At 45.9% G+C, this 25107-nt stretch carries 27 protein-coding genes; 22 read left to right on the top strand and 5 right to left on the bottom strand.

The window, feature by feature from the left end:
- Positions 1 to 66: 66 nt before the first annotated feature.
- The 22 genes from ACMQ5W_RS08725 (at position 67) to ACMQ5W_RS08620 (ending at position 20034) form a co-directional block, all read left to right on the top strand.
- A complete protein-coding gene (locus ACMQ5W_RS08725; protein ID WP_148492639.1) occupies positions 67 to 330 on the top strand; it encodes a YabP/YqfC family sporulation protein in 264 nt (87 codons plus the stop codon).
- Positions 272 to 1300 carry a sporulation protein YqfD gene (locus ACMQ5W_RS08720; protein ID WP_419024838.1) on the top strand — a complete coding sequence of 343 codons (1029 nt, stop codon included), beginning with the start codon at positions 272 to 274 and terminating at the stop codon, positions 1298 to 1300. The genes ACMQ5W_RS08725 and ACMQ5W_RS08720 overlap by 59 nt, the downstream gene beginning before the upstream one ends.
- Positions 1260 to 2243, top strand: coding sequence for a PhoH family protein (locus ACMQ5W_RS08715; protein ID WP_419024837.1), 984 nt, complete (start codon positions 1260 to 1262; stop codon positions 2241 to 2243). Before ACMQ5W_RS08720 ends, ACMQ5W_RS08715 begins: the two co-directional genes overlap by 41 nt.
- 2 nt (positions 2244 to 2245) lie before the next feature.
- The gene (ybeY, locus tag ACMQ5W_RS08710) at positions 2246 to 2701 is read left to right on the top strand and encodes an rRNA maturation RNase YbeY (protein WP_419024836.1); all 456 of its coding nucleotides are present in this window, start codon (positions 2246 to 2248) and stop codon (positions 2699 to 2701) included.
- Positions 2702 to 2705: 4 nt separating this feature from the next.
- Positions 2706 to 3083 carry a cytidine deaminase gene (cdd, locus tag ACMQ5W_RS08705; RefSeq protein WP_419024835.1) on the top strand — a complete coding sequence of 126 codons (378 nt, stop codon included), beginning with the start codon at positions 2706 to 2708 and terminating at the stop codon, positions 3081 to 3083.
- Entirely contained in the window at positions 3080 to 3982 is a 903-nt protein-coding gene (gene era, locus ACMQ5W_RS08700; RefSeq protein WP_419024834.1) for a GTPase Era, read from the top strand. Before cdd ends, era begins: the two co-directional genes overlap by 4 nt.
- Before the next feature lie 3 nt (positions 3983 to 3985).
- Complete coding sequence (gene recO / locus ACMQ5W_RS08695) at positions 3986 to 4756, top strand: DNA repair protein RecO (RefSeq protein ID WP_419024833.1); 771 nt, start codon at positions 3986 to 3988, stop codon at positions 4754 to 4756.
- A 12-nt stretch (positions 4757 to 4768) separates the two neighbouring features.
- Positions 4769 to 5464 carry a DUF4342 domain-containing protein gene (locus ACMQ5W_RS08690; protein WP_148492644.1) on the top strand — a complete coding sequence of 232 codons (696 nt, stop codon included), beginning with the start codon at positions 4769 to 4771 and terminating at the stop codon, positions 5462 to 5464.
- A 31-nt stretch (positions 5465 to 5495) separates the two neighbouring features.
- Positions 5496 to 6899 (top strand): glycine--tRNA ligase, encoded by a 1404-nt coding sequence (locus ACMQ5W_RS08685; protein WP_419024832.1) that lies wholly within the window; start codon positions 5496 to 5498, stop codon positions 6897 to 6899.
- Between the two features lie 12 nt (positions 6900 to 6911).
- Complete coding sequence (ppdK, locus tag ACMQ5W_RS08680) at positions 6912 to 9539, top strand: pyruvate, phosphate dikinase (RefSeq protein WP_419024831.1); 2628 nt, start codon at positions 6912 to 6914, stop codon at positions 9537 to 9539.
- Positions 9540 to 9850: 311 nt separating this feature from the next.
- The gene (locus ACMQ5W_RS08675) at positions 9851 to 10186 is read left to right on the top strand and encodes an Hpt domain-containing protein (protein ID WP_419024921.1); all 336 of its coding nucleotides are present in this window, start codon (positions 9851 to 9853) and stop codon (positions 10184 to 10186) included.
- A gap of 11 nt (positions 10187 to 10197) precedes the next feature.
- A complete protein-coding gene (locus ACMQ5W_RS08670) occupies positions 10198 to 13254 on the top strand; it encodes an EAL domain-containing protein (RefSeq protein ID WP_419024830.1) in 3057 nt (1018 codons plus the stop codon).
- Between the two features lie 83 nt (positions 13255 to 13337).
- Entirely contained in the window at positions 13338 to 13775 is a 438-nt protein-coding gene (locus tag ACMQ5W_RS08665; protein WP_419024829.1) for a COG2426 family protein, read from the top strand.
- A gap of 35 nt (positions 13776 to 13810) precedes the next feature.
- The gene (locus ACMQ5W_RS08660) at positions 13811 to 14266 is read left to right on the top strand and encodes an NfeD family protein (RefSeq protein WP_419024828.1); all 456 of its coding nucleotides are present in this window, start codon (positions 13811 to 13813) and stop codon (positions 14264 to 14266) included.
- Positions 14267 to 14279: 13 nt separating this feature from the next.
- Positions 14280 to 15227: an SPFH domain-containing protein gene (locus ACMQ5W_RS08655; protein WP_148492649.1), complete on the top strand. Its 948-nt coding sequence runs from the start codon at positions 14280 to 14282 to the stop codon at positions 15225 to 15227.
- 158 nt (positions 15228 to 15385) lie between these two features.
- A complete protein-coding gene (locus ACMQ5W_RS08650) occupies positions 15386 to 16108 on the top strand; it encodes a polyphosphate polymerase domain-containing protein (RefSeq protein WP_419024827.1) in 723 nt (240 codons plus the stop codon).
- Between the two features lie 17 nt (positions 16109 to 16125).
- On the top strand, positions 16126 to 16794 hold the full coding sequence (locus tag ACMQ5W_RS08645) for a DUF4956 domain-containing protein (RefSeq protein WP_419024826.1): 669 nt from the start codon (positions 16126 to 16128) through the stop codon (positions 16792 to 16794).
- A gap of 12 nt (positions 16795 to 16806) precedes the next feature.
- Entirely contained in the window at positions 16807 to 17475 is a 669-nt protein-coding gene (locus ACMQ5W_RS08640) for a DUF4956 domain-containing protein (protein WP_419024825.1), read from the top strand.
- A gap of 83 nt (positions 17476 to 17558) precedes the next feature.
- On the top strand, positions 17559 to 18230 hold the full coding sequence (locus ACMQ5W_RS08635) for an RNA polymerase subunit sigma (protein ID WP_419024824.1): 672 nt from the start codon (positions 17559 to 17561) through the stop codon (positions 18228 to 18230).
- Positions 18220 to 19245, top strand: coding sequence for an anti-sigma factor domain-containing protein (locus ACMQ5W_RS08630; RefSeq protein ID WP_419024823.1), 1026 nt, complete (start codon positions 18220 to 18222; stop codon positions 19243 to 19245). Before ACMQ5W_RS08635 ends, ACMQ5W_RS08630 begins: the two co-directional genes overlap by 11 nt.
- A 167-nt stretch (positions 19246 to 19412) precedes the next feature.
- Positions 19413 to 19769 (top strand): type II toxin-antitoxin system RelE/ParE family toxin, encoded by a 357-nt coding sequence (locus ACMQ5W_RS08625; protein WP_419024822.1) that lies wholly within the window; start codon positions 19413 to 19415, stop codon positions 19767 to 19769.
- Complete coding sequence (locus tag ACMQ5W_RS08620) at positions 19759 to 20034, top strand: helix-turn-helix domain-containing protein (RefSeq protein ID WP_419024821.1); 276 nt, start codon at positions 19759 to 19761, stop codon at positions 20032 to 20034. The genes ACMQ5W_RS08625 and ACMQ5W_RS08620 overlap by 11 nt, the downstream gene beginning before the upstream one ends.
- 60 nt (positions 20035 to 20094) lie before the next feature.
- On the opposite strand, the gene ACMQ5W_RS08615 is transcribed toward ACMQ5W_RS08620, so the two are convergent.
- The 5 genes from ACMQ5W_RS08615 to ACMQ5W_RS08595 form a co-directional block, all read right to left on the bottom strand.
- Entirely contained in the window at positions 20095 to 21087 is a 993-nt protein-coding gene (locus tag ACMQ5W_RS08615) for an aldo/keto reductase (protein ID WP_419024820.1), read from the bottom strand.
- Between the two features lie 41 nt (positions 21088 to 21128).
- Positions 21129 to 22487, bottom strand: coding sequence for a PFL family protein (locus ACMQ5W_RS08610; protein ID WP_419024819.1), 1359 nt, complete (start codon positions 22485 to 22487; stop codon positions 21129 to 21131).
- A 20-nt stretch (positions 22488 to 22507) separates the two neighbouring features.
- Positions 22508 to 22783, bottom strand: coding sequence for an ACT domain-containing protein (locus ACMQ5W_RS08605; protein WP_148492658.1), 276 nt, complete (start codon positions 22781 to 22783; stop codon positions 22508 to 22510).
- Positions 22780 to 23823, bottom strand: coding sequence for an elongator complex protein 3 (locus tag ACMQ5W_RS08600; protein ID WP_419024818.1), 1044 nt, complete (start codon positions 23821 to 23823; stop codon positions 22780 to 22782). Before ACMQ5W_RS08600 ends, ACMQ5W_RS08605 begins: the two co-directional genes overlap by 4 nt.
- A 448-nt stretch (positions 23824 to 24271) precedes the next feature.
- A complete protein-coding gene (locus ACMQ5W_RS08595; RefSeq protein WP_419024817.1) occupies positions 24272 to 24919 on the bottom strand; it encodes a DUF6873 family GME fold protein in 648 nt (215 codons plus the stop codon).
- Positions 24920 to 25107 lie beyond the last annotated feature (188 nt).

Raw genomic sequence — 25107 nt, 5'->3', positions numbered from 1 at the left:
ATCAATCTGACGTCTTTTTACCCACTAACAAGTCATATCGGCTGGCCATACGGCATACATTCTAACATGAAACTGATAAACGAATTTACCTTTGACTTCGATATTACCGGACCAAAGGTTACGGCTTCTGCAAATGCAGCCATCATTGAAAATGTACTCAGAGTAGTTTTGATCAGCGATACTTCGGTGACAGTTGATACGGGACGCTTTTTTGTCACTGTCAAAGGAAGCAGATTTGTGATAAGCGAAATTTGGGAAGGACGAATGGAACTTGAAGGAAAAATCGAGGGAATCGAATTTTATAAGGCATTGGGTAAGGATCAGGCTTGAGGGGTTTAAGCCTGAACGGATTATTTCGGAGGCCATTGCCCGCGGCATTGCCATACGCCAAATAGATTACAAAGATGAGACGGAAGTCTGCATGACAATGGCAGAAGAGGATTTCCGAGTAGTCAAGAAAATCGCTAAGAGCAAGTACAAATTTACCATCATCGACGAGGGAGGTGCGCATCCTGTTGTCAAGAAAATCAAGGCAGGCAAGATGATGATTGCGGGAATGGCGATTTTCCTCCTCTTTTTTTGTGCCCAGAATCTTTTCGTGCGCGAAATCAACGTCATCGGCTGTAAAAGCATTACAGAGACCAGCGTCAGGGAATGCCTCAAAGAAGTAGGTCTCTACGAAGGCGGAAGAAAGAATTTTGACTGCGACGCAATCGAACGCAGACTTTTTAAGGAATTTGACAATATCGTATGGGCAAAGGTGGCCTATGAGGGAAATTATGTTGAGGTCAAAATCTCTGAAAGCAAACAAGTTCCCAGCGACAAAGTCGACAAAGACACGCCGTGCAATATCGTGGCGGAAAAAGACTGTTACATCGAAAGGATTTTATCCTATAGAGGAAGAAGTGTCGTAGCAAAGAATGATTTTGTGAGAAAAGGGGATATACTGATTACAGGAACCATTCCGATTGAACATCCTTCCTATGAGATGGGAAAGGATGATGCAGCGGAGCATTACGTCCACGCTGGAGGTAAAATTGTAGCCAGAGTACCTTATTATTATTCCTTCTACATGGAGGAAACAGATGATGTCAAAGCCAAAGCAGGATCCATGCTCAGAGAGTGGATTGCAGAAAATATCCCAGAAAATGCGCAAATTTTAAATAAAGACTTTCATTTTGACAAGAAAAAAAATATAATAAGAGTATATGGTACGGTAGAAACTCGCCAGCAGGTGGGGAAAGAAAAGGAGATTGTAATTGACAAACACAAACGAGGAACTAAAGAAGATACAGATTGAGGACGATGTCGATAGGATAGAATTATTCGGCAATATGGATGCCAACCTGAGTTTAATACAGGAAAGCACAGGCGTAGAGATTTTTCAAAGAGACGACTGCCTGCTGCTGCGCGGCGACAAGCTGGAACTGGCAGAAGGCATACTCAATGAACTGATGGACATTATCAGAGTAGGAGAAAAACTGGACGTTCAAAAGGTCAACTATATCATCAGCCTCAAGGAACAGGGCTTATCTTATCGTGAGAATAACGTGAGCAAGGATATCATCTGCTTTACTTGCAAGGGAAGACCGCTGAAGCCCAAGACCATCGGACAGAAAAATTATGTAAACAGCATCAGAAAGAGAGACATTGTCTTTGGCATCGGACCGGCAGGAACAGGGAAAACCTATATCGCCGTAGCCATGGCAATCAACGCTTTTAAAAATAAAGAAGTACAGAAGATCATTCTGGCAAGACCAGCAGTGGAAGCAGGGGAACGGTTAGGCTTTCTGCCTGGAGATCTGCAGGAGAAAGTAGATCCTTATCTGCGCCCCCTGTATGACGCCTTGTACGATATCCTGGGAAGGGACAATGCCTCCAGATTAAAGGAAAAAGAAGTGATAGAGGTCGTTCCTCTTGCATATATGAGAGGCCGGACTTTGGACAACTCTTTCATCATCCTTGACGAGGCGCAGAATACCACCAGGGAACAGATGAAAATGTTTCTCACCAGAATGGGATTTGGCTCAAAAGTAGTCGTCACCGGTGATATTACGCAGATCGACCTGCCGAGAGGGAAGAAAAGTGGTTTGATCGAGGCGGAAAGGGTACTAAAGAACGTAAAGGATATTGATTTCTGCTATCTGAAAGACGTGGACGTGGTCAGACATGAGCTGGTCAAACAGATTATCAACGCCTATGATCAGTTTTACAAGAAGTACCCAGAAGAAATCGAGGAATAAGTATGAATATCTATTTTGAAGATGGACAAGCGGTAGCGGATACGATTTTAGACACGATGATCAAAGCAGCGGAATACTGTCTGGATTTGGAACAGGTGGATAAGGAGCGCGCAGAAATCAGTGTGACATTCGTGGAAGCAGAAGAGATCAGAAATCTGAACCGAGAATATAGAAATACAGACAAGGTAACGGACGTTCTCTCTTTCCCTCAGTTCGACGACCTGAACGAGATTCCGGAGTTTGGAGAAATCTGCCTGGGAGACGTGGTCATCTGCAAGGATCGTGCTATGGAGCAGGCAGAAGAATTCGGACACTCATTTGAACGAGAGATCATCTATTTGTTTACCCACAGCATTCTCCATTTGCTGGGGTATGATCACATGGAAGAAGAAGAGAAGAAGGAAATGCGCCAGCGAGAGGAAGAAGTGATGGAGCATCTGGGGATATTGCGGAGGTAAGGTTATGGATTACAAAGAATTGTACAGAAAGGCTGTAGAAGTCATGCCAAATGCTTACACGCCTTTTTCGAAGTTTAACGTGGGCGCGGCGCTTTTGACCAAGACGGGGGAAGTCTTTACTGGCGTCAATGTGGAGAATAGCTCTTATGGAGCTACAATCTGTGCCGAGAGAACAGCTTGTGTCAAAGCAGTCTCGGAGGGGTTTCGTCAATTTGAGGCTCTGGCTGTTGCCTCCATCGGAGGAACGGCATACCCCTGCGGCATCTGCAGACAATTTCTCTACGAATTTGCACCGGATCTGACCGTCATCGTCGGAGAAGACGAAGACCACCTGAAGATATACAAACTCAATGAACTACTACTGGAAGGATTTAAATTATGATGAAATCAGGGTTTATCGGCATCATCGGCCGTCCCAATGTGGGAAAATCGACACTGCTCAACAGCATTTTAGGAGAAAAAATCGCCATCACTACGGACAAGCCGCAGACGACGCGAAACAGCATCAGAGGCATCTACACCAGATTCGATCAGGACGGCGATGCAGACGGCGTGCAGATGGTGTTTATCGATACGCCGGGCATTCACAAGGCCAGAAATAAGCTGGGAGCCGCTATGACGGACATGGCGTTAAGCACCTTCAAAGAAGTGGATGTGATCCTGTTCCTGGTGGACGGCAGCATCAAAAAGGGGCCGGGGGACAAGTACATCGTCGATCTGATCAAAGATTTAGACACGCCGAAGATTCTTGTCATCAACAAGATCGATACCATGGGACCAGAAGAATATAAAGAAATTTTTGACGAGTATCACGAACTTGGCGTCTTTGACAGTATTTTCGGCACGTCAGCCCTGGAGGGCAAAAACGTTCCTGCTTTGCTAGACAAGATTGAAGAATATATGGAAGAGGGACCGATGTTTTTCCCAGAAGACATGGTGACCGATCATCCGGAGCGCTTCATCGTCAGCGAAATTATCAGAGAAAAAGTGCTCAATTATCTAGAAGAAGAAGTTCCTCACGGTGTGGCCATCGAAATCGAATCCTATAAAGAAGAACCGAACATCACCCGCATCGGAGCAGTGATTTATTGTGAGAAGAAATCTCACAAAGGTATCATCATCGGCAAGCAGGGCAAGAAACTGAAAGGAATCGGCAAAGCGGCACGCCTGGAGATCGAAGCGCTGCTGGGAACAAAAGTCTATATAGAATTATGGGTCAAAGTAAAGGAAAACTGGAGAGACAGTGATTTTGCGCTGTCCAATTTTGGTTATAAGGAATAGACTATGTACATTAATTCAGAGGGAATCATCTTTAGACAGGTCAAAGCGACAGGCGGAAGAAGGATGATTCTTTTGTTTACAAAGAAATACGGGAAAATCAGTGCAGGCAGCAATATCAACGAGAAGGGGCGGACAAAATCAGCCCTGGCCATGCGGCCCTTTACTTATGGTACCTATGAATTATACAAAAACAGGGAATACTACAATATCAACAGCGCAGATGTAAAGAAAAGCTTCTTTCGAATTGGAGAAGACGTGGACAAATATATGCAGGCTTCTTTCGTTCTCGAGCTGACAGAAAAGATGGTTCCGGAGGATTTGCCTCAGCCGAGGCTCTTCAACCTGCTCATCGATTTTCTGGATGCCATGGAGAGCAGAGAAAAGCGGCACGAGACGCTGGTGCTGGCTTATGAAGTCAAAGCGTTGGCCATTCTGGGCACATTTCCCCAGCTTGACCATTGTGCTGTTTGTGGCAGAAGTGAAGATCTGCGTTATTTCAGTATTGCCGATGGCGGTATGGTATGTGCAGGCTGCAGGGAAAAAAACCTGGAAAATACAGCAAATAAAGCCAATGACACATTGATTTATGAAGCGAAATTTGATATAGTAAATATATTGAAATATTTTTTTGATACGCCCCTCAAAGCGTTTGAGAAAATAGCGCTCGACGAGAAGGCTGCCAAGAGCTTGCAGGCAATATTGCGAAATTACATGTCATATTATCTAGACATCGGCACTCTGAAAAGTGAGAGTATTTTTGAAGGGAAATTTTAGGAGGTACATGAAATGGAGATTACGTTAGAAAAGATCGAATTAGTCAAAGACAGAACAGGCGTGACTTACAAGGAAGCAAAAGAAGCCTTAGAAGGGGCTGACGGAAATGTTGTCGATGCAATTATTGCCATCGAGGAAACTATCGATCAGAAATCCTCTAAGAAGATCGGCGCCCAGGGTGAAGCCTTGATCGCAAAGATGAAAGAGGTCGTAAAGAAAGGCAACATCTCAAAGATTCTCGTCACGAGAGACGGCGATACCATTATCAATATTCCACTGACGGTAGGTGTTTTGGGAACCGTGGTAGCTCCTTGGGGCATGATTGCCGGTGTTGTTGCGGCTTTTGGCTTTAAATGCAAGATCGAATTCGTCAAGGACGATGGTTCTGTCATCGATATTACCGAAAAAGCAGGTGATATTTATGAAGAGGCAAAAGAAAAGGGCACTGACATCTATGAGGACATCAGGGAAAAGGCACCTGGCGTTTACGAAGACCTGAAGGAAATGAGCGGTGAGGCTTTTGCAAAAGCAAAGGACGCTGCCAAAGATGCCAAAGAAAAAATCATGAAGGACAGAGATGATGACGATGACGACATGGATTTAGACAGTGTCAATCTCTGCGACAAGGATTGTGACGTATGCGAAGAGCCTTGTGAAGAAAAATGTGATGACTGCAGGTTTGACGAGGTACACAAAGAAGAACAATAAATAGATTAGAAATGGAAGGATATTAGCATCAATGAGTAAAGAAGTTACAATGGAGAAAATCGTTGCACTTGCCAAAAACAGAGGATTCGTCTATCCTGGTTCAGAAATCTACGGAGGACTGGCCAACACGTGGGATTACGGTCCTCTGGGCGTGGAATTCAAGAACAACGTCAAGAAAGCCTGGTGGAAAAAGTTCGTACAGGAATCAAAGTACAACGTCGGCCTTGACGCAGCGATTTTGATGAACCCGAGAACTTGGGAGGCGTCCGGCCATGTGGGTGGTTTCGCCGATCCGCTGATCGACTGTAAAGAATGCAAAGCCAGATTCAGAGCAGACAAACTGATCGAAGACTATATGCAGGAGAACGGCTTAGAAGTGGTTCCTGTTGACGGCTGGGCTAACGACAAGTTGGAAAGCTACATCGCCGAAAAAGCAATCAAATGCCCTGAGTGCGGAAAGAGCAATTTCACCAGCATCAGACAGTTTAACCTGATGTTCAAAACGTTTCAGGGTGTTACAGAAGATTCCAAATCAGAAATCTTCCTCAGACCAGAAACGGCACAGGGCATCTTTGTCAATTTCAAAAATGTGCAGAGAACATCCAGAAAGAAAGTTCCTTTCGGAATTGCACAGATTGGAAAATCTTTCAGAAATGAGATTACTCCTGGTAACTTTACTTTTAGAACCAGAGAATTTGAGCAGATGGAATTAGAGTTCTTCTGCAAGCCGGGAACAGACTTAGAGTGGTTCGATTACTGGAAGCAGTACGCCATCAAGTTCCTGGAATCCCTGAACATGAACATGGAGCATATCAGAACTAGGGATCACGAAAAAGAAGAGTTGTCTCACTACAGCAATGCGACGACAGACCTGGAGTATCTGTTCCCATTCGGATGGGGAGAACTTTGGGGCATTGCGGACAGAACAGACTTCGACCTCGCGCAGCACAGCGAATTCTCTGGTCAGGAGATGACTTACACTGATCCAGAGACCAATGAGAAATATATACCATATTGCATCGAACCATCTCTTGGGGCAGACAGAGTGGCTCTGGCGTTCCTGGTAGATGCTTATGAAGAAGAGACGTTAACTGATGGCAATGGAAAAGAAGACACGAGAGTCGTCATGAAATTCCATCCTGCCCTGGCGCCGTTCAAAGCAGCAGTTCTGCCTTTGGCCAAAAAACTGGCTCCTGTGGCAGAACCGATATTTGAAGAGCTTTCAAAATACTTCAATGTGGATTACGACGCAGCAGGTTCTATCGGTAAGAGATATAGAAGAGAAGATGAAATCGGCACGCCTTTCTGTATCTGTGTTGATTTTGACACAGAAACAGATGGCTGTGTAACAATTCGTGATAGAGATACCATGGAACAAGTTAGACTTCCAATCGACCAAGTTAAAGGATATATTGAGGAAAGATTGGTATTTTAAAGGAGATTAGATATGAAATTCGTTTATTCATTCAACGAAGGCTCAAAAGACATGAGAAGCCTTCTCGGCGGCAAAGGTGCCAATTTGGCAGAAATGACCAAGATCGGTCTGCCGGTCCCATTCGGTTTTACAGTAACGACAGAAGCATGTAACAAGTATTATGAAGAAAACAAGAAAATTGCAGATGAGATTGTAGAAGAAATCCACGAAAAGATGACTGAACTGGAAAATGTGACTGGGAAACGGTTTGGAGACACAGAAAATCCGCTCCTCGTATCAGTTCGTTCCGGTTCCGTCTTTTCCATGCCGGGTATGATGGACACCATTCTGAACCTGGGCCTCAACGATGAGACTGTCGTCAGCCTGAGCAATCTGACAGAAAATGAGAGATTCGCTTATGACAGCTACAGAAGATTCATTCAGATGTTCGGCGATGTGGTAATGGAGATTCCAAAGAGCGAGTTCGACGCGATTTTTGATGGTCAGAAGGAAAAAGTTGGCGCGCAGTTCGACGTCGATCTGACAGCAGAAGACTTGAAGGCCGTCATCGTAGAATACAAGGCGCTTGTCAAGAAGTTCATGGGCAGAGAATTCCCGCAGGAACCGGGTGAGCAGTTGATGGAAGCAATCCAGGCTGTATTCCGTTCCTGGAATAACGATAGAGCCATTTTGTACAGAAAATTGAATAATATCTCCGACAAACTGGGAACGGCTGTCAACGTGCAGGCTATGGTTTTCGGAAATATGGGAGATACCTCCGGTACTGGCGTAGCCTTTACAAGAGACCCTGCCACGGGAGAGAACACTTTGTTCGGCGAATTCCTCGTCAACGCACAGGGTGAAGACGTGGTTGCCGGAATCAGAACACCGAAACCAATTAAGGAGATGGCGGAGTCCTTCCCGGATGTATATAAAGATTTTGAACGGATTGCAGATGTGTTAGAAAAACACTACAAAGATATGCAGGACATGGAGTTCACTGTTGAACGCAACAAGCTATACATGTTACAGACCAGAGCGGCAAAGAGAACAGCCGTATCTGCTGTAAAGATTGCTGTCGAAATGGTAAATGAAGGTTTGATTTCTAAGGAAATCGCTGTCTCCCGCATCGATCCAAATCAGATTGACCAGCTGCTCCATCCGAACTTTGATGAAAAAGCAGAAGCTGAAGCAGAGGTTCTGGCAAAGGGACTCCCAGCATCGCCTGGTGCGGCAACTGGCAGAATTTATTTTACCGCTTCTGACGCAGAGAATGCAGTCGCAAATGGCGAGAAAGCGATTCTGGTAAGGCAGGAAACCTCCCCAGAAGACCTGGCTGGCATGGTAGCCGCAGAGGGCATCCTTACCGCAAGAGGCGGCATGACCTCTCACGCCGCAGTTGTGGCCAGAGGCATGGGCAAGTGCTGCGTAGCCGGCTGCAGTGAAATCGCTGTCAGCGAAAGTGAAAAGACACTGACCATAAAAGACGCGGTTTATAAAGAAGGCGATTACGTTTCCTTAAACGGGTCCAAGGGAATTGTCTACAAAGGCGAGATTAAAACCGTTGCGCCTGAGTTTTCTGGCGATTTCGGCACTGTGATGTCCTGGGCTGATGAAATTCGTGCCCTGAAAGTGAGAGCCAATGCCGATAATCCAAGAGACGCGAAACAAGCTGTAGAATTTGGCGCCCAGGGAATCGGTCTGTGCAGAACAGAGCACATGTTCTTTGAAGAAGAGCGAATTCCGGCAATCAGACAGATGATCATGGCAGAGACAGAAGAAGAGAGAAGAACAGCCCTTGCTAAACTTCTTCCGTTCCAGAAATCTGATTTTAAGGCAATCTACGAGGTTATGGAAGATAAGCCGGTCACCATCAGACTGCTTGATCCACCACTTCATGAGTTCCTGCCGCATACAGAAGAAGAAACGAAAGAACTGGCTGAACAGACAGGACTTTCTTATGCGAAACTAGCACAGATTGCAGAAGAGCTTTCTGAATTCAATCCGATGCTGGGACATAGAGGCTGCAGACTGGCAGTGACTTATCCTGAAATCGCCGAGATGCAGACCAGAGCTATCATAGAAGCTGCTGTAGAAGTGAAACAGGAGAAAGGCTTTGATATCATTCCGGAGATCATGATTCCGCTGGTAGGTATGGAATCAGAGATTGCAGACGTTAAGGCTACCGTAGAGAGAACGATAGAGACTTGCTTGAAGGAATCTGGCGCAGAGCTGGAATACCTCATCGGCACCATGATTGAAGTGCCGCGTGCGGCTCTGACTGCAGGCAGCATTGCAAAAGAAGCAGAGTTCTTCTCCTTCGGCACCAACGACTTGACACAGATGACCTTTGGTTTCTCCAGAGACGACACCGGCAAGATGATCAAAGAGTACATGGACAAAGGCATTTTAGCTGACGATCCGTTCCAGACCATCGATCAGGAAGGCGTCGGTTCCCTGATGGAACATGCCGTGAAACAGGGTAAGCAGACGAGACCGAACATCAAGCTGGGCATCTGCGGAGAACACGGAGGCGATCCGCGCAGCATAGAGTTCTGTCACAAAATCGGACTCCATTATGTATCCTGCTCGCCGTTCCGCGTGCCAATTGCGAGAATCGCAGCGGCACAGGCGGCTATCAAAGAGAAAATAGCAGAATAAGACACGAAGACGAACCCTGGAGCTGGCTCTTTATAGAGCCAGCTCCTTTTGACGTGAGCAAGGTAATGCTGTTACACTTTTTTTACAGAAAAAGGAAGCAGGGATTGAATTATGATTAGAGGAATGATATAATGAATCTTGTAGAAAATATGTGATAGAAGAAATGCATGGTATAGACAAAGCGTTCTCTTTTGAACCTGCAGAAGTACAGGTTGAGGCCAGCTTTGTCTTTTTTAAGAATAGAGAATGCCTGTTGCCAATTGAACTTACAAAAAAATTGGTATGGAAAGAAGGTGTACGTGTTGAATGAAGTGTTAATACGATTGAAGGAATGGAAGTGTGATGTAGATGGCGCACTGGAACGCTTTCTGGGCGATGAGGAGATGTATATGGACTTTCTGCATCAGATTGCAGAAGAAGAGTCCGTTGCGAAACTGGGCGCAGCCATTGAGGCAGGAGATGCACAGGCTGCTTTTGACTGTGCGCATACCCTGAAGGGAGTTCATGGCAATATGGGGCTGACGCCTCTGTATCTTTTGGATATAGAAATCGTGGAGCCTTTGAGAGCAGGATCTTTTGCCGGGGTTCAGGATCACTACGCAAAATTAGTTGCAGAAAACGATAAGCTAAAGGATATTTTGAAATAAAGAGGAACAGAATGGAAAGCGAAAAAAGTATTCTGATCGTTGATGATAATTTGATCAACAGAGAAGTACTCAAAGAAATTCTTACAACAGAATATTTGGTCAGAGAAGCAGAGAACGGAGCAGAAGCCCTTCGAATCATGAGAGAAATGCCAGACCGCATTCTTGCTGTCCTCAGTGATATCGTGATGCCAGTGGTAGACGGATTTCAGCTGTTAGAAGAGATTAACAGTGATGCGAAATTAGGGAACATCCCTATTATCGTGATGACTGCCAGCAGCGGGAACCAGGAGGAAATCAAAGCCCTTCGCATGGGCGCCTGGGATTTCATAACCAAACCATATAACCCGGAAGTGACCCTCTGCCGGCTGCGGAATGCCATTGCCAGAAGCGAAGTGGCGGCAGCAGAGCAGATACGGCATATGGCTTGCCACGATCAGTTGACAGGTATCTATAACAGAGACCATTTCATGAAAAAGACAGAGTCCATGATTCGGCGCAACGCAGATAAGCAGTTTGTGTTTATCTATTTTGATGTGGATCGGTTCCAGCTGATCAACACTTTTTATGGTGCGAAGGAAGCGGACAATCTGATCAAGTATCTGGCAAAGATTCTAAAAATATTTTCAGAGAAATACGATCTGTTCACTTATGGAAGAATGGAATCGGATGTGTTCTGTTTCTGCATGGAGTACGACAAGGAAGCTTTAGAGCCAATGATTGACGATACGAAGAATCTGCTCGAACAGTACGGCTCTGATTATGATATTGAGCCGAATTTTGGTCTCTATGTGGTAAAAGATAATAGCATGCCGGCAGAGGTGATGTACAGCAATGCCAGCGTAGCGGCAAAAGAAGGTGCTGGCAATTATCTGAAATATTTCACCTATTATACCGATGAAATGGATGCGAAGCTGAAAAAAGAGCAGGAGATTCTCAACGATATGCATAGAGCATTGGAGAATGAGGAATTCACCATCTATCTTCAGCCAAAGTATAACATCCACACCAATGCCATCGCTGGAGCAGAGGCTCTGGTCAGATGGATTCATCCAGAAAAGGGAATGATTTCTCCGGGGGATTTTATTCCGGTCTTTGAAAACAACGGTTTTATCACGAACCTGGATTATTACATGTGGGAAAAGACTTGCCAGCTTCTGCGGAACTGGATTGACGAGGGGCTGAACCCGCTGCCGATCTCCGTCAATGTTTCCAGGGTGGACATCTATAATTCCCGGCTGGCCGAATCCATCGTACAGCTGGTCGACAAGTATCAGCTCCCCCACGAGCTGTTGGAATTTGAAATTACCGAGAGTGCATACGCCTTTAACCCGATGATTTTAATCAAATTGGTCAATGATCTTCGAGAGAACGGTTTCACTATTTTGATGGACGATTTTGGCAATGGATATTCATCACTGAGTATTCTCAAAGATATAGAGGTGGACATCCTCAAATTGGACATGCTGTTCCTCTCAAATTCACAAGATACGGGAAGAGGGGAGAACATCCTGGCTTCTGTCATTCGCATGGCCAAATGGCTGAAGATTCCTGTCATCGTCGAGGGCGTTGAAACTGCCAGTCAGGTGAACTTTCTCAAATCTGTAGGCTGCGATTACGTACAGGGTTATTATTATGCAAAACCGATGCCAGTAGGGGAATACAAAGCGCTGCGGCTGAAAGCTGAAAGAATCGATGGCAGCCTGAGAAACAGCGATAATGACGATTTTGACGTGGACTCTCTGTTCCAGTCAAATCCACAGATGAAGGTACTGTTTGGGGATCTGCTCCAGGCATTGGCCATATTTGAATTCGACGGCGAAACTATGGAATTTGTCAGAATCAACGAAGGATATTATGACTTGTTTGGTTCTGACGATCCAGCTATCCGCATGGGAAACCCTATTGAAATCGTTGACAGACAGTATCGGGATATCGTCATGAATTCTTTCCGCATGGCAGTAAAGACCCACGGTACAGCCGAATGCGATTTTATCAGATATACTGCTACGGGGGCATCGATTTGGGTGAATTTGAAGCTGAGATACCTGAAAGAAATCGGAAACAAGCACTTGATTTTGGGTCTGCTCGACGATGTGACAGCACAGAAACGAATCGACTTTGAATTGACGAAGTACAGGCAGGCATTGATCGGCGAGGGTGGTGACGGAAACATCATGATGGTCGTTGACGATATGCCGGCTAACAGAGCGATTTTGAAAAAAATATTTTCAGATCAGTACACCATTATTGAAGCTGCAGACGGCGTGGATGCTCTTGAGAAGCTCAATGAAACGCCTAACGTCTCTGTCATCCTGCTGGATATCGTGATGCCGAGGATGAATGGCTGGGACTTCCTGCAGCATAAGCGCAATCTGCCCGCCATTGCCAACATCCCGGTAATCATCATTTCGGCAGAGGATAAGCTCAACGAGCAGGAAATTGCCTTAGATATGGGCATCAACGATTATATCATCAAGCCTTTTGTGCCAGAGATAGTGAAGAAGAGAGTCAGCAATGCGATGGATTCCATCAAATTCATGCAGGAAGCTGTCCGAAAGTATGATTCTGCAGCGCAGATGGCAAGAATCGACAGGGCTACAGGGCTATATCATCTGGATGCGGCGACGAAAATCGTCGATGAATATCTGGAGGACTTCTCTGACGATCTCAACGTGATGGTTACTTTCGGCGTCGACCATTTTGAAGAAGCGAGCAAACAGTATCTCGAACACTATGAAGAAAGCCTGGTGAAGAAAATCAGCAGGATCATCAAAGACTTGTTCAGACAGGATGATATCGGTTTTCGAACAAAGTGTGACATTTTCGGCGTCTTTGCTAAGAATTATAAGGATCTGGAAAAGCTGAAGGAGCGCCTTGACGAGTTTATAGAACTGGTTACAGCAGATAACAGCCAGGGTCATGTAGAACTTGTCTGCTCCATCGGAGCGGCTTTTTCTCCAGAGGCGGGAAAATCTTTTGATCAGTTATATCAGAAGGCTGAAATCGCAAGATTAAATGCAAAAATTACTGGGGAAAACACAAGTAGTATTTACAACGAGTTAAAATAATTGTATAATTAAGAAAACTAGGAATTGGGGTGAAAATATAATAGATGATTGGCCTTTGGGGAACTTATATAGGGAATATCATAATGACGGTTATTATATCCATGGTACCAATCATTGAGCTGCGAGGAGCTATTCCGATCGGCGTTGCCAATGGTCTCAGTGTGCGGACTGCACTTTTCGCATCGATTATCGGCAATTTGATCCCTGTACCTATTATCATATTGTTCGTGCGTAAAGTATTCGCTTTCATCAGAACGAAAAGCCAGAAGCTGAATCAGCTGGTCTGCCGTTTTGAGCAGAAAGCGGAGAAACAATCAGGCATGGTTGAAAAGTACGAATGGTTCGGCCTCGTGCTTCTGGTGGCGATTCCGCTTCCAGGAACTGGAGCATGGACGGGAGCGCTTGTTGCTGCTATGCTGGATATGAGGATGAAAAGAGCTTTTCCTGCAATCATGATCGGGGTGATCATCGCAGGAATCGTAGTTTCGTATATCACATACGGAGCGAGCATGTTGTTCTAATGAACAATGGAATCTAACAAAAGGAGGTAAGCGTGATGATTTTTGGATTATCGTGGTTCAGTATGCCGGTTTTCTGGCTGGCTGCCGCAGTCATCTTTGTCATCATCGAAGGACTGACCATGGGGCTTACGACCATTTGGTTTGCTGGCGGCGCTGTCGTAGCGCTGATTGCAGCCTTATTGGGCGCGAATATTGTAGTTCAGATTGTCTTGTTCTTTGTGGTTTCAATCGTTCTTCTGTTCAGCACCAGAAAGCTGTTTGTGAAAAAGCTACATACTGGTCAGGAGAAGACCAATGTAGATGCCTTGATTGGCAGAGAAGCAGTTGTGACTTCGATTATCAAGCCTTTGGAGCCTGGTATTATCAGGCTTGGAAGCCAGGATTGGACTGCTGTCTGCAAAACGGAAGATACCGTCATTGCAGAAGGGACAAAAGTTAAAGTAATGGCGATCGAAGGGGTAAAGGCTGTTGTCGTCCCTTTGACTGAATAGAAAGGAGATTCTTATGGGAACTGATTTAGGTGAAATAATAAAAATAATAGTAATCATCGTCTTGATTATCGTGGCGATTGGTCTGATTGCAACGAATATCAGAATTGTGCCGCAGGCGAGGGCTTATGTCATAGAGAGATTGGGTGCGTACAAAGGCACATGGCAGGTAGGTCTGCATTTCAAAGTGCCTCTCATCGATAAGATTTCGAGAAAAGTATCTTTGAAAGAAAAAGTCATCGACTTCCCGCCGCAGCCGGTTATCACCAAGGATAACGTTACCATGGAAATCGACACTGTCGTCTATTTCCAGATTACAGATCCAAAGCTGTATACCTACGGCGTTGAAAGCCCGATGGATGCAATAGAGAATTTGACCGCAACTACTTTGAGAAATATCATCGGTGAGTTGGAACTGGATGAATCCCTGACAAGCCGTGAACACATCAATACAAAAATCAGATTGGTTCTGGATGAGGCCACTGACCCGTGGGGCATCAAAATCAATCGTGTGGAAGTAAAGAACATCACACCGCCGAGAGATATACAGATGGCGATGGAAAAGCAGATGCGTGCTGAGCGTGAAAGAAGAGAATCCATCCTCAGAGCTGAGGGTGAAAAGAAATCCGCAGTGCTCATCGCAGAAGGTCACAAAGAAGCAGTCATTCTGGAAGCAGAGGCTAATAAGGAATCTCAGATTCTGGCGGCTGAAGCCAAGAAGGAAGCACAGATCAGAGAAGCAGAAGGTGAAGCGCAGGCAATCAGAATGGTAAAACAGGCGACTGCCGATGGTATCAAGATGCTGGTTGAGTCAAATCCGAACAGAGAAGTCATCGCTTTGCAGGGCTTGAACTCTTTCGAAAAGGCAGCCGACGGCCAGGCGACAAAGATCATCATTCCTTCAGAAATCGCAGGCCTTGCAGGTCTGGCAACTTCTCTGAAAGAACTGATCAAAGAAGACTAATTGCAATAAACCGAACATTGGAAGCACCCCGCTGCGGCGGGGTGCTTTTTGCCGCCCAAAATAATGTGAAAAAAATCTCTGAATAGATATAAAATGGTACCCAAAAAAGAGGCCTCTGTTGTATTCTGTAGTGAAAACAAAAACGGAGGTCTTTTAAAATGGAAAGAAGACAAACAAAGACACAGCTATTATCGGTATCCAGAAGAGAGGTGAAGTATCTGATTTCTCTTGAAGACAGACTCTTTCTTCTTGACGCTTTGAATCAGCTGCTGACGCCGGACACTTATGGCGGATATAACGGGTACACAGTCAGAAGTGTCTACTTTGACAGTGTGGCTAACGACGACTATCTGGATAAAAGAGAAGGTGTACCGGAAAAAAAGCGAATCCGCATGAGAGTCTATCATCCCGACGATGAAAAAGTGAAATTTGAATTGAAACGAAAAAGTTATGGACGAGAGCTGAAGGAAAGCCAGGTCATCAGCAGAGCGGACGGGAAGGAGCTTCTGAGGGGCAACTACCGCGTACTTCTGACATATGACAGCGCAGTGGCCAGATTCGCTTACGATTTGATGACGACCAGGCTTTACCGGCCGGTATCTTTGATTGAATATGATCGTAGAGCCTACACCCACCACAACTTCAATACCCGGGTGACCATGGATCATCATCTTCGCTACTGCGATTTCTGTTACGACTTATTCTCTCATAGGTTGAATTTTAAAGAGGCCATGCCAAAGGAGGATACGATTCTAGAAATCAAATATGATCGGTTTCTGTTCAAACAGATACAGGAACTACTGGGAAAATGCGATTTAACTCGCAGACCGCCTAGCAAATTCGGGACTTCGCGCAGTATTTTAAAACAATATTACTATTAGAGAAAGAAGGGGAAAAGATGAGTAAGTTAATCGATATCTTTGTTCAGGAAGGCATTGGTGCGGGAAGAGGAGATGCCCAATTGATCTTGATGGGCAGCCTGCTGTTTACGCTCTGCATGGCAGGAGCCATGGCTCTGACTTATCGGCTTTGCCACAATACACTGACCTACAATAGAAAATTCAACATCACCTTAGTGATGCTGGCCTTTCTATCTACAGTGCTCATGACCTTGATTCAGAGCAATCCTCTGTTTTCTTTGGGTGTATTGGGTTCGCTTTCTATCTGCAGAATCAGATTGAACACCAAAGATCCGAGGGATTTGGGTTTTGTCTTCTGGGCTATATCCATCGGAATTGCCTCTTCTATGGGGGCCTACTTTGCCAGCCTGGTCAGTTCAGCCGTCTTGTGCCTGATTCTGGTAATCTCCAGTAAATTGACCAGAAAGACTAATGCCTCCATGATTGTGGTCAGAGGAGAAAAAGGACAGATGGACAACGTGCAAAAAATCTTCCACAGTCGGCGGGGCATCAGCGTGCAGTCGAAAAATATCTTTGAAGAATCTTTCGAATTAGTTTATGAACTGCACGTCAAAACAAAGGAAGAGGAGAAGCTCATTTCCCAGCTGGGAGCACTGGAAGGTATCCATGGCGTCAATGTTCTGGCGCCGGAAACCAAAGCAGCATAAGGAGGAGAAAAGATGAACCAGTTATTTGAAGAAAAGATGGATCAGCTCCTTGGAGCTGTTGCAAAAGATATTGGAACGAGCGAGATCATGATTACTCTGGGAATGGCAGCTTTGTTCGCAGCAATTCTCTGGATTGCCTATCGCTTTGCCCATACAAGAGACTCTTATGAACCGAAGTTTGCCGTCACATTGATTGTTCTGTCTTTCGTTTCTACCATTCTCATGGACTTGATACAGACGAATCTGGCCTTATCATTGGGAATGTTGGGTTCTCTGTCTATCGTCAGATTTCGTACAAACATCAAGGACCCGCGGGATATCGGATTTATCATCTGGAGCATGGCAATTGGCATTGCGGCGGCTACAGAGAGTCTTCTCATCGGCCTGGTTGGATCTGTCATTTTGGCGACCGTGATGATTTTGACCAAGGGAAGCGGGGCGAGAACCAATCAGATGCTGCTCATTGTCAGAGGCAGTGATGTGGATTTGAATCGGATACAGGCTATCGTAGATCACATGGAGGGAACAAATACGATCAAAGCGAAGAACATTCTCAGCGATTCTTTTGAGTTGGTTTACGAAGTGAACGTATCAGATGCGGAAAGCAATGATGTGATTGATAATATTTTTGAATTAGGCGGCATCGACTCTGTAAACCTTCTGGCGCCACATCTGTCATAATTGACTGTATCAAGAGAATAGCATATAATCAAATTACAGTATATTAACTCGAGAAAAGGCTGTTATACAAAGGAGAGAGAACATTGAGACCGGGTGAAAAAATTGAGATAGAGAATCTGGAACATTTAATTCAGCAGCATATGGCCTTTATCATCCGCACCGTCAGCAGTCTGACAGGACGATACGTAGCGGTGGAGAACGATGAAGAATTCAGCATTGCTCTGTCCGCCTTTGCGGAAGCAGTCGCCAAATATGATGAAAAGAGGGGCAGCTTTCTGGGGTTTGCTAAACTGGTCATGGAAAGCCGGCTCAAAACTTATTTAGCGAGGGAAAAGACACGGCCCAGGGAAGCGTCCCTAGACAGCTTATATGAAAACGGCCAGGATTTTCCTGATGAGAGAGAGGACGTCGGCAGAACAGATCACCTCCGAGAAGAAGTGATGCTATACAAAGAAGAACTGGCCCTCTTCGGGCTGACTCTGGAGATTTTGGCCGATGAAGCCCCGAAGCACAGAGATACCAGGGAAAATGCCCTTGACATCGCACAGATAGCCAGCAATGATCCACCCACAGTGAAGGCGACATATGAGAAGAAGCGCCTGCCTGTCCGCGCAGTGGCTCGTATCGCCCAGGTGACAGAGAAAGTGGTGAAGCGGAGCAGACACTTTATCTTGGCAGCGATGATCATCTTCGTCAAAGCGTTTCCCGAACTGAGCCGTTTTATCGGGAGAGCGAGGTGTTCCGATGTATTATAGAGTAATCATATTAGAGATAAAAGAAGACTACTGCCTCGCTCTGACGGAAGAGGGGACGGTCATCCGCATCAAAAAGAAGAACGGGCTGCGAGAGGGAGGTCAGATTTACGTATTGGACGAAGACTTTTATGCAGCGGAGTCTGACGCAAAAGAGCAAGTGGTCCTGCCCTTCACAAAAGGCAGGAAGATCAAGAAATCCTACTTGCAGAAGATGACCGCAGTAGCGGCTGCCCTCATGGTATGCCTTGCCTCTCTGATGATTCCACAGATGACTGCTCCGGCTTATGCCGCAATTTCCTTTGATGGGGAAAAGAGCGTACAAGTAGAGGTTGACAAAGACGGCAAGGTGGTCGATGCGGTTTCCTTTGATGATACCATGTCAGAAGGGGAGCTGAATGGGCTGATAGGAAAGAACATTGCCGATTTGCAGGAGATGGCGGCTGGCTTGAATAAAACAGATGACGACCTGCTGGTGGTCGCTTATGCCGGCCTGAAGGGAACCGTAGAAAAATCGTTAAAAGACGATGTACTGGGCATTACAAAGGGTAAGGATGCCGTATATCTGGAAGGCAGCAAGGATGATGTCAAGGCGGCAAAAAAGGAAGGAAAGAGCCTGGGCATGTACATGATTGAAAAGGCAGCCAGTGAAGACCGTCTGACGGATCTGCTGGACGGCGTACCTTTTGATCATGTGGCCAAGTTCCTTGCAAAGCATCGCGATTTGATTCCGGCAGCGAAGGCCGAAAAGATTCTGAACGAGAAGAAAAAAGGGAAAAAGAACGACAACAAGTACACAGCAGAGGATGAAGCTGACGAGGAAGACCAATGGGATGCTGACGATCAGGACGATGAAAATGATGACGATGACCGCATCACAACATCGGGGAAACACAGCAATGATGACGACGATGAGCAGTGGAAACCTGACGACAAAGAAGATGACGACGATGAGACAGAAGCTCCCGATGATGATGACGATGACGGCGGGGAAGAAGAGGAGGAGACAGAAGACTAGAAAATAATAGGATAACGATAGAAGACCCTGCCGGCTAGAAAAAACAGCCAGGCAGGGTTTTCTGTAAGATATTGACATATTTTCGCATCTGTGGTACGATTTATATGTAATAATATGTAAAACATATCAAAAAAGGAATATTGACAAAGACATAGAATGGAGGTAATATGGGAAAGGAGAGAGTTGAATTTTATGAAGAGGGAGGGGGGAAGGTTCCTGTCATAGAATTTCTTAATATCTTGAACGTGAAACAGAGAGCGAAAGCGTTGAAAAGTATAGAACTACTAGATGAGTATGGAAATCAACTCAGGGAACCGCATGCAAAGCATATCAAGGATGGAATTTTTGAACTAAGAATTCGTTTTTCCAACGATGTATGCAGAATATTTTTCTTTTTCTTTTATAACAATAAAATCATTATGACAAATGGGTTTATTAAAAAACAAAATAAGACACCAGGGAGAGAATTACAACTCGCTTTAAAATACAAAGCTGATTATGAGAGGAGGCATCATGATGAGTAATTATGAAAAGTATTTGGAAACACAATTACAGGATCTCGACTTTAAGGAGGAGTACGATAATCTTGAGGCAGAGTATCAGATTATTAAAGCGATTATAGATGCACGACTGGAGTTAAACTTGACGCAGCAGGAGTTATCAGCGAAAACCGGTATTAAACAATCCAACTTAAGTAGAATTGAAAATGGTAATTGCAGTCCTACCGTTCATACATTGTCAAAGATCGCGAGAGGTCTTGACAAACAATTGGTTATCAAGTTTGTGTGATCAAAAATTTAAAAAAGGCGAGTGCAGAGGAGCGATGCTCCGTCATACACTCGTTTTTTCTTACAATTTTTTCACCTGTTCCCGGTAGTCTGCCAGATTCTTTGCAAGCAGTGCCGGCGTATCCAGACCATAAGGACATTTCTCTCTGCACTGTCCGCAGTGCAGGCATTCTTCGATCAATTCCATGTCTTGCTGATGTTCTTCGTCCATGTAGACAGAGGTCGGAGCACGGCGGATCATCAGGGACATCCGCGCACAGTCGTTGATTTTGATGCCGACAGGACATGGCATGCAGTAACCGCAGCCTCGGCAGAATTCTCCAGAAAGCTCTTCACGCTCTCTCAAAATAAAGTTCTGCATTTCTTCGTCCATAGCAGGCGGGTTCTTTTCGCAGGCGATGTATTCCTGCAGCTCCGACATCTTCTGCACGCCCCAGATGGGCAGCACGTGGTCGTACTGCGCGCAGAAGGCGTAGGCGGCATCAGCTCTTGTAATCAGTCCGCCGCTCATGGCTTTCATGGCGATGAAGCCCATATCCGCCTGGGCACATTTTTCCACTAGGACCGCATCCTGTTCGCTGGCCAGATAGCAGAAGGGAAATTGCAGGGTTTCGTAGAGACCGGAGTCGATGGCTTCGTGAGCCACGGCAAGCCTGTGGTTGGTAATGCCGATGTGCTTGACTTTACCTTGTTCTTTCGCTTCTATCATGGCCTCATAGAGTCCCGTGCCGTCTCCAGGCTTCGGACAGAAGGACGGATTGTGGAACTGATACAGGTCCAGGTAGTCTGTCTGCAGATCGATCAGAGACTGCGACAACTGCGACCAGAATTCCTCCGTAGTATTGCACATGGTTTTGCTAGCTATATAGACCTTGTCTCTGATTCCGCGTTTTGCGATGGCACGGCCCAGCTTTTCTTCACTATCCGTATAGAAACGGGCAGTATCGTAAAAGGTCACGCCGTTGTCGTAAGCTTCGTAGATCAGGGCTTCAGTTTCTTCGTAGGAAATTCTCTGGATCGGCAGGGCACCAAAGCCGTTTTTGTTCGTTATCATTTCAGTTTTTCCAAGTCTGACTTGGGTCATAATCGTCACCTCTAATTTTTTAAACTCTGCAGCGGAGCAGGAATACGTCCGCCACGGTTGATCATCTTTGCCGGAGACTGGCTTCGCAGCGGCATGACCGGCCCGTAGCCCAAAAGTCCGCCAAAGTCCAGTTCTTCGCCTTCTTTGAGACCGATGGCAGGAATCACTCTTACTGCCGTCGTCTTGGAGTTGACCATGCCGATGGCCGCTTCGTCAGCGATGATAGCAGAGATGACCTCGCTAGTCGTATCTCCTGGAATGACAATCATGTCAAGACCTACAGAGCATACTGCGGTCATCGCTTCCAGCTTTTCAATAGAGAGAACACCGTTTCTGGCTGCTGCGATCATGCCGGCATCTTCACTGACCGGGATGAAAGCGCCTGAAAGTCCGCCAACACTGGAGGAGGCCATGACGCCGCCTTTTTTCACTGCGTCGTTGAGCATGGCAAGGGCAGCCGTCGTTCCGTGAGCGCCGCATTGCTCCAGACCGATTTCTTCCAAAATGTGTGCGACGGAGTCGCCTACAGCAGGAGTCGGTGCCAGGGAGAGGTCGACGATACCAAATTCCACGCCCAGCATGTCAGCAGCTTCGCGTCCGACCAGCTGACCGATGCGAGTGATCTTAAAAGCGGTCTTTTTGATAGCCTCAGCCACTACGTTGATTGGTGCGTCTGCTGGCATCTTGGAGAGTACGGATCTGACCACGCCGGGACCGGATACGCCCACACTGATGACGCAGTCAGCTTCACCTACGCCGTGGAATGCACCGGCCATAAACGGGTTATCCTCTACGGCATTGCAGAAGACGACCAGCTTGGCTGCACCGATGCACTGTCTGTCTTTGGTCAGTTCAGCAGTCTGACGGACGGTTTCGCCCATGATTTTGACAGCATCCATGTTGATACCAGCTTTGGTGGAACCTACATTGACAGAGGAGCAGACCAGTTCAGTTTCAGCCAGGGCGCGGGGAATGGATGCGATCAGTTCTCTGTCGCCGGCACTGAACCCCTTCTGAACCAGAGCAGAATAACCGCCGATGAAGTTGACCCCTACATCGTGGGCTACTCTGTCCAGTGTTTTAGCATATTTGATGGGATCGCCGCCAGATACGCCGGCCAGCATGGAAATCGGCGTAACTGCGATTCGTTTATTTACGATGGGAATGCCGTATTTTTTCTCGATGGATTCTCCCGTCTTTACCAGATCTTTGGCATGACTGTATATTTTGTTATAGACCTTTTCGCAGGATTTTTCAATGTCGCTGTCTGCACAGTCGATCAGAGAAATTCCCATAGTGATGGTTCTGATATCTAAGTTTTCTTCTTGTATCATGGTGATGGTTTCCATGATGTCGCTCATATTTAACATTGTGACTACCCTCCCGCTGACTATATTCTATGCATGGAATTAAAGATATTCTCATGCATGACGTGAACCTGCATGGCAGGGACTTTGTCTTCGATGGCTTTCTGGAGCTGGTCAATCTGCTTGTCTGATTCTGTGATATCGATAATCATAACCATGCAGAAAAAACTATCCAGAACGGACTGTGTCACTTCGATGACGTTTGTGTTTGCTTCTGCGCAGGCGGTAGAGACCTTTGCCAAGATGCCGACCATATCTTTTCCGATCACTGTTACTACAGCTTTTGATGTTTCTTTCATTTCTTTTCTCCTTTTATTTCAACTTGAAATTGATGATCATTGAGTAAGTCATTTACCTTATATAATATGTTAAGATAGGGGTACTTTTCAAGAAAAAATTTCTTGTTTCTGCCGGAATTTCCAATCATATTAGAAAAACTTTTCGAATTTGCATAGAAAGTGACCTTTGTACGGATGTTTTTATCGAAATCCATTTTGCGCAGCGCTTCCTCGATGCGTTCTCTGGCGATTTCACCCTCTACCAACTGACGAAAAGCGGGATGATAGGTATCACCGCAGATTTCTCCGTTTTCGTTGATGATATCCGTGCTTTTGAGACCGACACGGATGATGTTGATACCGGCGTTGTCCAGGAGCTTGTACATCTCCTTAGTGCGCAGAATCGCTTCCTCCTGGGTGAGCGGCACATATTCGCCGCGCAGATATTGATGGTGGAGTTCTGTATCGTTGATGACGATGGTAGGGTAGAGACGGGCGATTGCTGGAGCGATTTTAACGGTTTCTGTTGCCGAATGAAGACAGGTTTCCAACGTATCTCCGGGCAGGCCGATCATCAGCTGGATACCCAGTTCGAATCCGTAATCTTTGATCAGATCACAGGCTCTGTAGACCACCTTGCTGTCGTGGCCGCGATTTGAGAGTGCGAGCACACGGTCGTCGAAGGATTGCACGCCAAGTTCGATAGTGTCTGCGCCGTAGTGCTTCAGGTTATCGAGTATCTTCTCGTCGATGTAGTCCGGCCTGGTGGACATGTGGATTTTGTCGATTCTGCCCGCATCCTTGTATTTCCCTGCGATAGCCAGATAGGCAGACTGCTCTTCCAGGGGGATACCTGTAAAACTGCCGCCGAAAAAGGCGATTTCTATAGTATCCAGATGTCGGTTCTCTAAGGTGGATAACCAGGTTTCTATGGTATTTTCCACATCTTCGCCTGTGACAGCCTTCTGCCTGGCCGTGATTTTCTTCTGGTTGCAGAAGATGCAGTCGTTAGGGCAGCCTTTGTGGGGGATGAAGATGGGTATGATTGCATGTTTTTTCACTTGTCTTTTTATGCCCTAACCCGGTTTTGGTACAAAACCGCTGGTAGGGCAAACGCCAGAAAATCCAAAATCTCAGATTTTGTGATTTTTACGGCGCCTCCTTTCGTTACTATTGGTTTGCCCTTTGTCCATCTCGAATATAGGGTATAGGGGTATATCTCGGCTGTGTTGTACAATGAAGTTAAGCTTTTTGCAGGTGTTTGATCTATTTAGCGTAACTGTTTGGCGGTCAAGTGCCAGAAATCGGCAAAACTTCGTTATTTGCAGCCGGATTCTCGTATGAGTATGCAGGAGAGGGGGCTTACGGAGTCTGTATAACGTCCATGATATGTTTTTTACAGCTTTACAACGCATATCCCCCCCCTTATAAACGGTAAAAAGCAGTCAACAGTTATGCGAAGATGCGTAAAAGGGCACAAAAAGCATAACTGCATTGTAACTTTGTGATCTACAATATAGACCCGATATCGGTCAGCTTATAATCTGGGAACCATCTGCAGACCAAACCCCGCTTCTCAATGAAGGTGACGATGCGCTGAAAGTCGGGATGGGCAAATAGGTCGCCGTTGAAAAGAACCTCGTTTCCCACTCTGCCGCTGCAGCCACCGATGAACCCAGTATCATATCCGTCCAGGCGGACAAAGCCAGGGGAGACCTGGAGAACTTCCAGCTCCGGGTATTTACTGCATGCTTGCACAATCCCCTCATCATAGGTGATGATAGCATCTTCTGCTACTACGACGATACTGCACTTGGTATACCCCTGACGAACGTCAATCAAAGTCATTCCCATCTCCTTCGCCGCCAGCAGCAGCTTTTCGTTGGTATAAGACAGGTTATGAATGAAATATTTACCGGTGCAGGCCGCATTGAAGGCCACGTCAAAGGGATAATCTCTGCCCAAGTCTTCTTTTTCTGCAAAGAAAATAGGTGCGCCGTCTGCGGCTCCCATTTTGCACAAAAAAATATCGGGGTGGTTTGCAATCGCCGGATCGACGATATCGTTAGAAGTAATAAAAGACAGGTGGCAGCCCAGGCCTTCTAAATAGTCTGTCAGTATTCTGTTTGCATCCTTTGAAATGTATATCTTGTTCATAGCAATATTCTAACACGAATAGTCAGTGAAAAAAAGAAGTTATTGCAGATTACCCCTTGACTTCCTCCTTTGATATGTGTTTATACTATTATACGACAAAATCCATCCAATCGGGCGGCGCACCCACATGCTCGCCCTCTTGGGGATTTAAAGCATAAGGACTCCCATCAGTTTCCTTTGTAAACTGT

It is taken from the genome of Emergencia sp. (genome assembly GCF_048465375.1).
GTDB lineage: Bacteria > Bacillota > Clostridia > Peptostreptococcales > Anaerovoracaceae > Senimuribacter.
Note: the sequence above shows the minus strand (reverse complement) of the source record. Positions and strands in the feature narration are given on the sequence as shown.

What these genes read in the sequence shown, in the direction of transcription:
- ACMQ5W_RS08725 (WP_148492639.1), top strand. Translation starts at nt 67, where the DNA reads ATGAAACTGATAAACGAATTTACCTTTGACTTCGATATTACCGGACCA.
- ybeY (WP_419024836.1), top strand. Translation starts at nt 2,246, where the DNA reads ATGAATATCTATTTTGAAGATGGACAAGCGGTAGCGGATACGATTTTA.
- ACMQ5W_RS08655 (WP_148492649.1), top strand. Translation starts at nt 14,280, where the DNA reads ATGGGAACTGATTTAGGTGAAATAATAAAAATAATAGTAATCATCGTC.
- cdd (WP_419024835.1), top strand. Translation starts at nt 2,706, where the DNA reads ATGGATTACAAAGAATTGTACAGAAAGGCTGTAGAAGTCATGCCAAAT.
- ACMQ5W_RS08690 (WP_148492644.1), top strand. Translation starts at nt 4,769, where the DNA reads ATGGAGATTACGTTAGAAAAGATCGAATTAGTCAAAGACAGAACAGGC.
- ACMQ5W_RS08595 (WP_419024817.1), bottom strand. Translation starts at nt 24,919, where the DNA reads ATGAACAAGATATACATTTCAAAGGATGCAAACAGAATACTGACAGAC.
- ACMQ5W_RS08625 (WP_419024822.1), top strand. Translation starts at nt 19,413, where the DNA reads ATGGGAAAGGAGAGAGTTGAATTTTATGAAGAGGGAGGGGGGAAGGTT.
- ACMQ5W_RS08605 (WP_148492658.1), bottom strand. Translation starts at nt 22,783, where the DNA reads ATGAAAGAAACATCAAAAGCTGTAGTAACAGTGATCGGAAAAGATATG.
- ACMQ5W_RS08650 (WP_419024827.1), top strand. Translation starts at nt 15,386, where the DNA reads ATGGAAAGAAGACAAACAAAGACACAGCTATTATCGGTATCCAGAAGA.
- ACMQ5W_RS08630 (WP_419024823.1), top strand. Translation starts at nt 18,220, where the DNA reads ATGTATTATAGAGTAATCATATTAGAGATAAAAGAAGACTACTGCCTC.
- ACMQ5W_RS08670 (WP_419024830.1), top strand. Translation starts at nt 10,198, where the DNA reads ATGGAAAGCGAAAAAAGTATTCTGATCGTTGATGATAATTTGATCAAC.
- ACMQ5W_RS08645 (WP_419024826.1), top strand. Translation starts at nt 16,126, where the DNA reads ATGAGTAAGTTAATCGATATCTTTGTTCAGGAAGGCATTGGTGCGGGA.
- ACMQ5W_RS08665 (WP_419024829.1), top strand. Translation starts at nt 13,338, where the DNA reads ATGACGGTTATTATATCCATGGTACCAATCATTGAGCTGCGAGGAGCT.
- recO (WP_419024833.1), top strand. Translation starts at nt 3,986, where the DNA reads ATGTACATTAATTCAGAGGGAATCATCTTTAGACAGGTCAAAGCGACA.
- ACMQ5W_RS08610 (WP_419024819.1), bottom strand. Translation starts at nt 22,487, where the DNA reads ATGTTAAATATGAGCGACATCATGGAAACCATCACCATGATACAAGAA.
- ACMQ5W_RS08660 (WP_419024828.1), top strand. Translation starts at nt 13,811, where the DNA reads ATGATTTTTGGATTATCGTGGTTCAGTATGCCGGTTTTCTGGCTGGCT.
- ACMQ5W_RS08640 (WP_419024825.1), top strand. Translation starts at nt 16,807, where the DNA reads ATGAACCAGTTATTTGAAGAAAAGATGGATCAGCTCCTTGGAGCTGTT.
- ppdK (WP_419024831.1), top strand. Translation starts at nt 6,912, where the DNA reads ATGAAATTCGTTTATTCATTCAACGAAGGCTCAAAAGACATGAGAAGC.
- ACMQ5W_RS08685 (WP_419024832.1), top strand. Translation starts at nt 5,496, where the DNA reads ATGAGTAAAGAAGTTACAATGGAGAAAATCGTTGCACTTGCCAAAAAC.
- ACMQ5W_RS08620 (WP_419024821.1), top strand. Translation starts at nt 19,759, where the DNA reads ATGATGAGTAATTATGAAAAGTATTTGGAAACACAATTACAGGATCTC.
- era (WP_419024834.1), top strand. Translation starts at nt 3,080, where the DNA reads ATGATGAAATCAGGGTTTATCGGCATCATCGGCCGTCCCAATGTGGGA.
- ACMQ5W_RS08615 (WP_419024820.1), bottom strand. Translation starts at nt 21,087, where the DNA reads ATGATAACGAACAAAAACGGCTTTGGTGCCCTGCCGATCCAGAGAATT.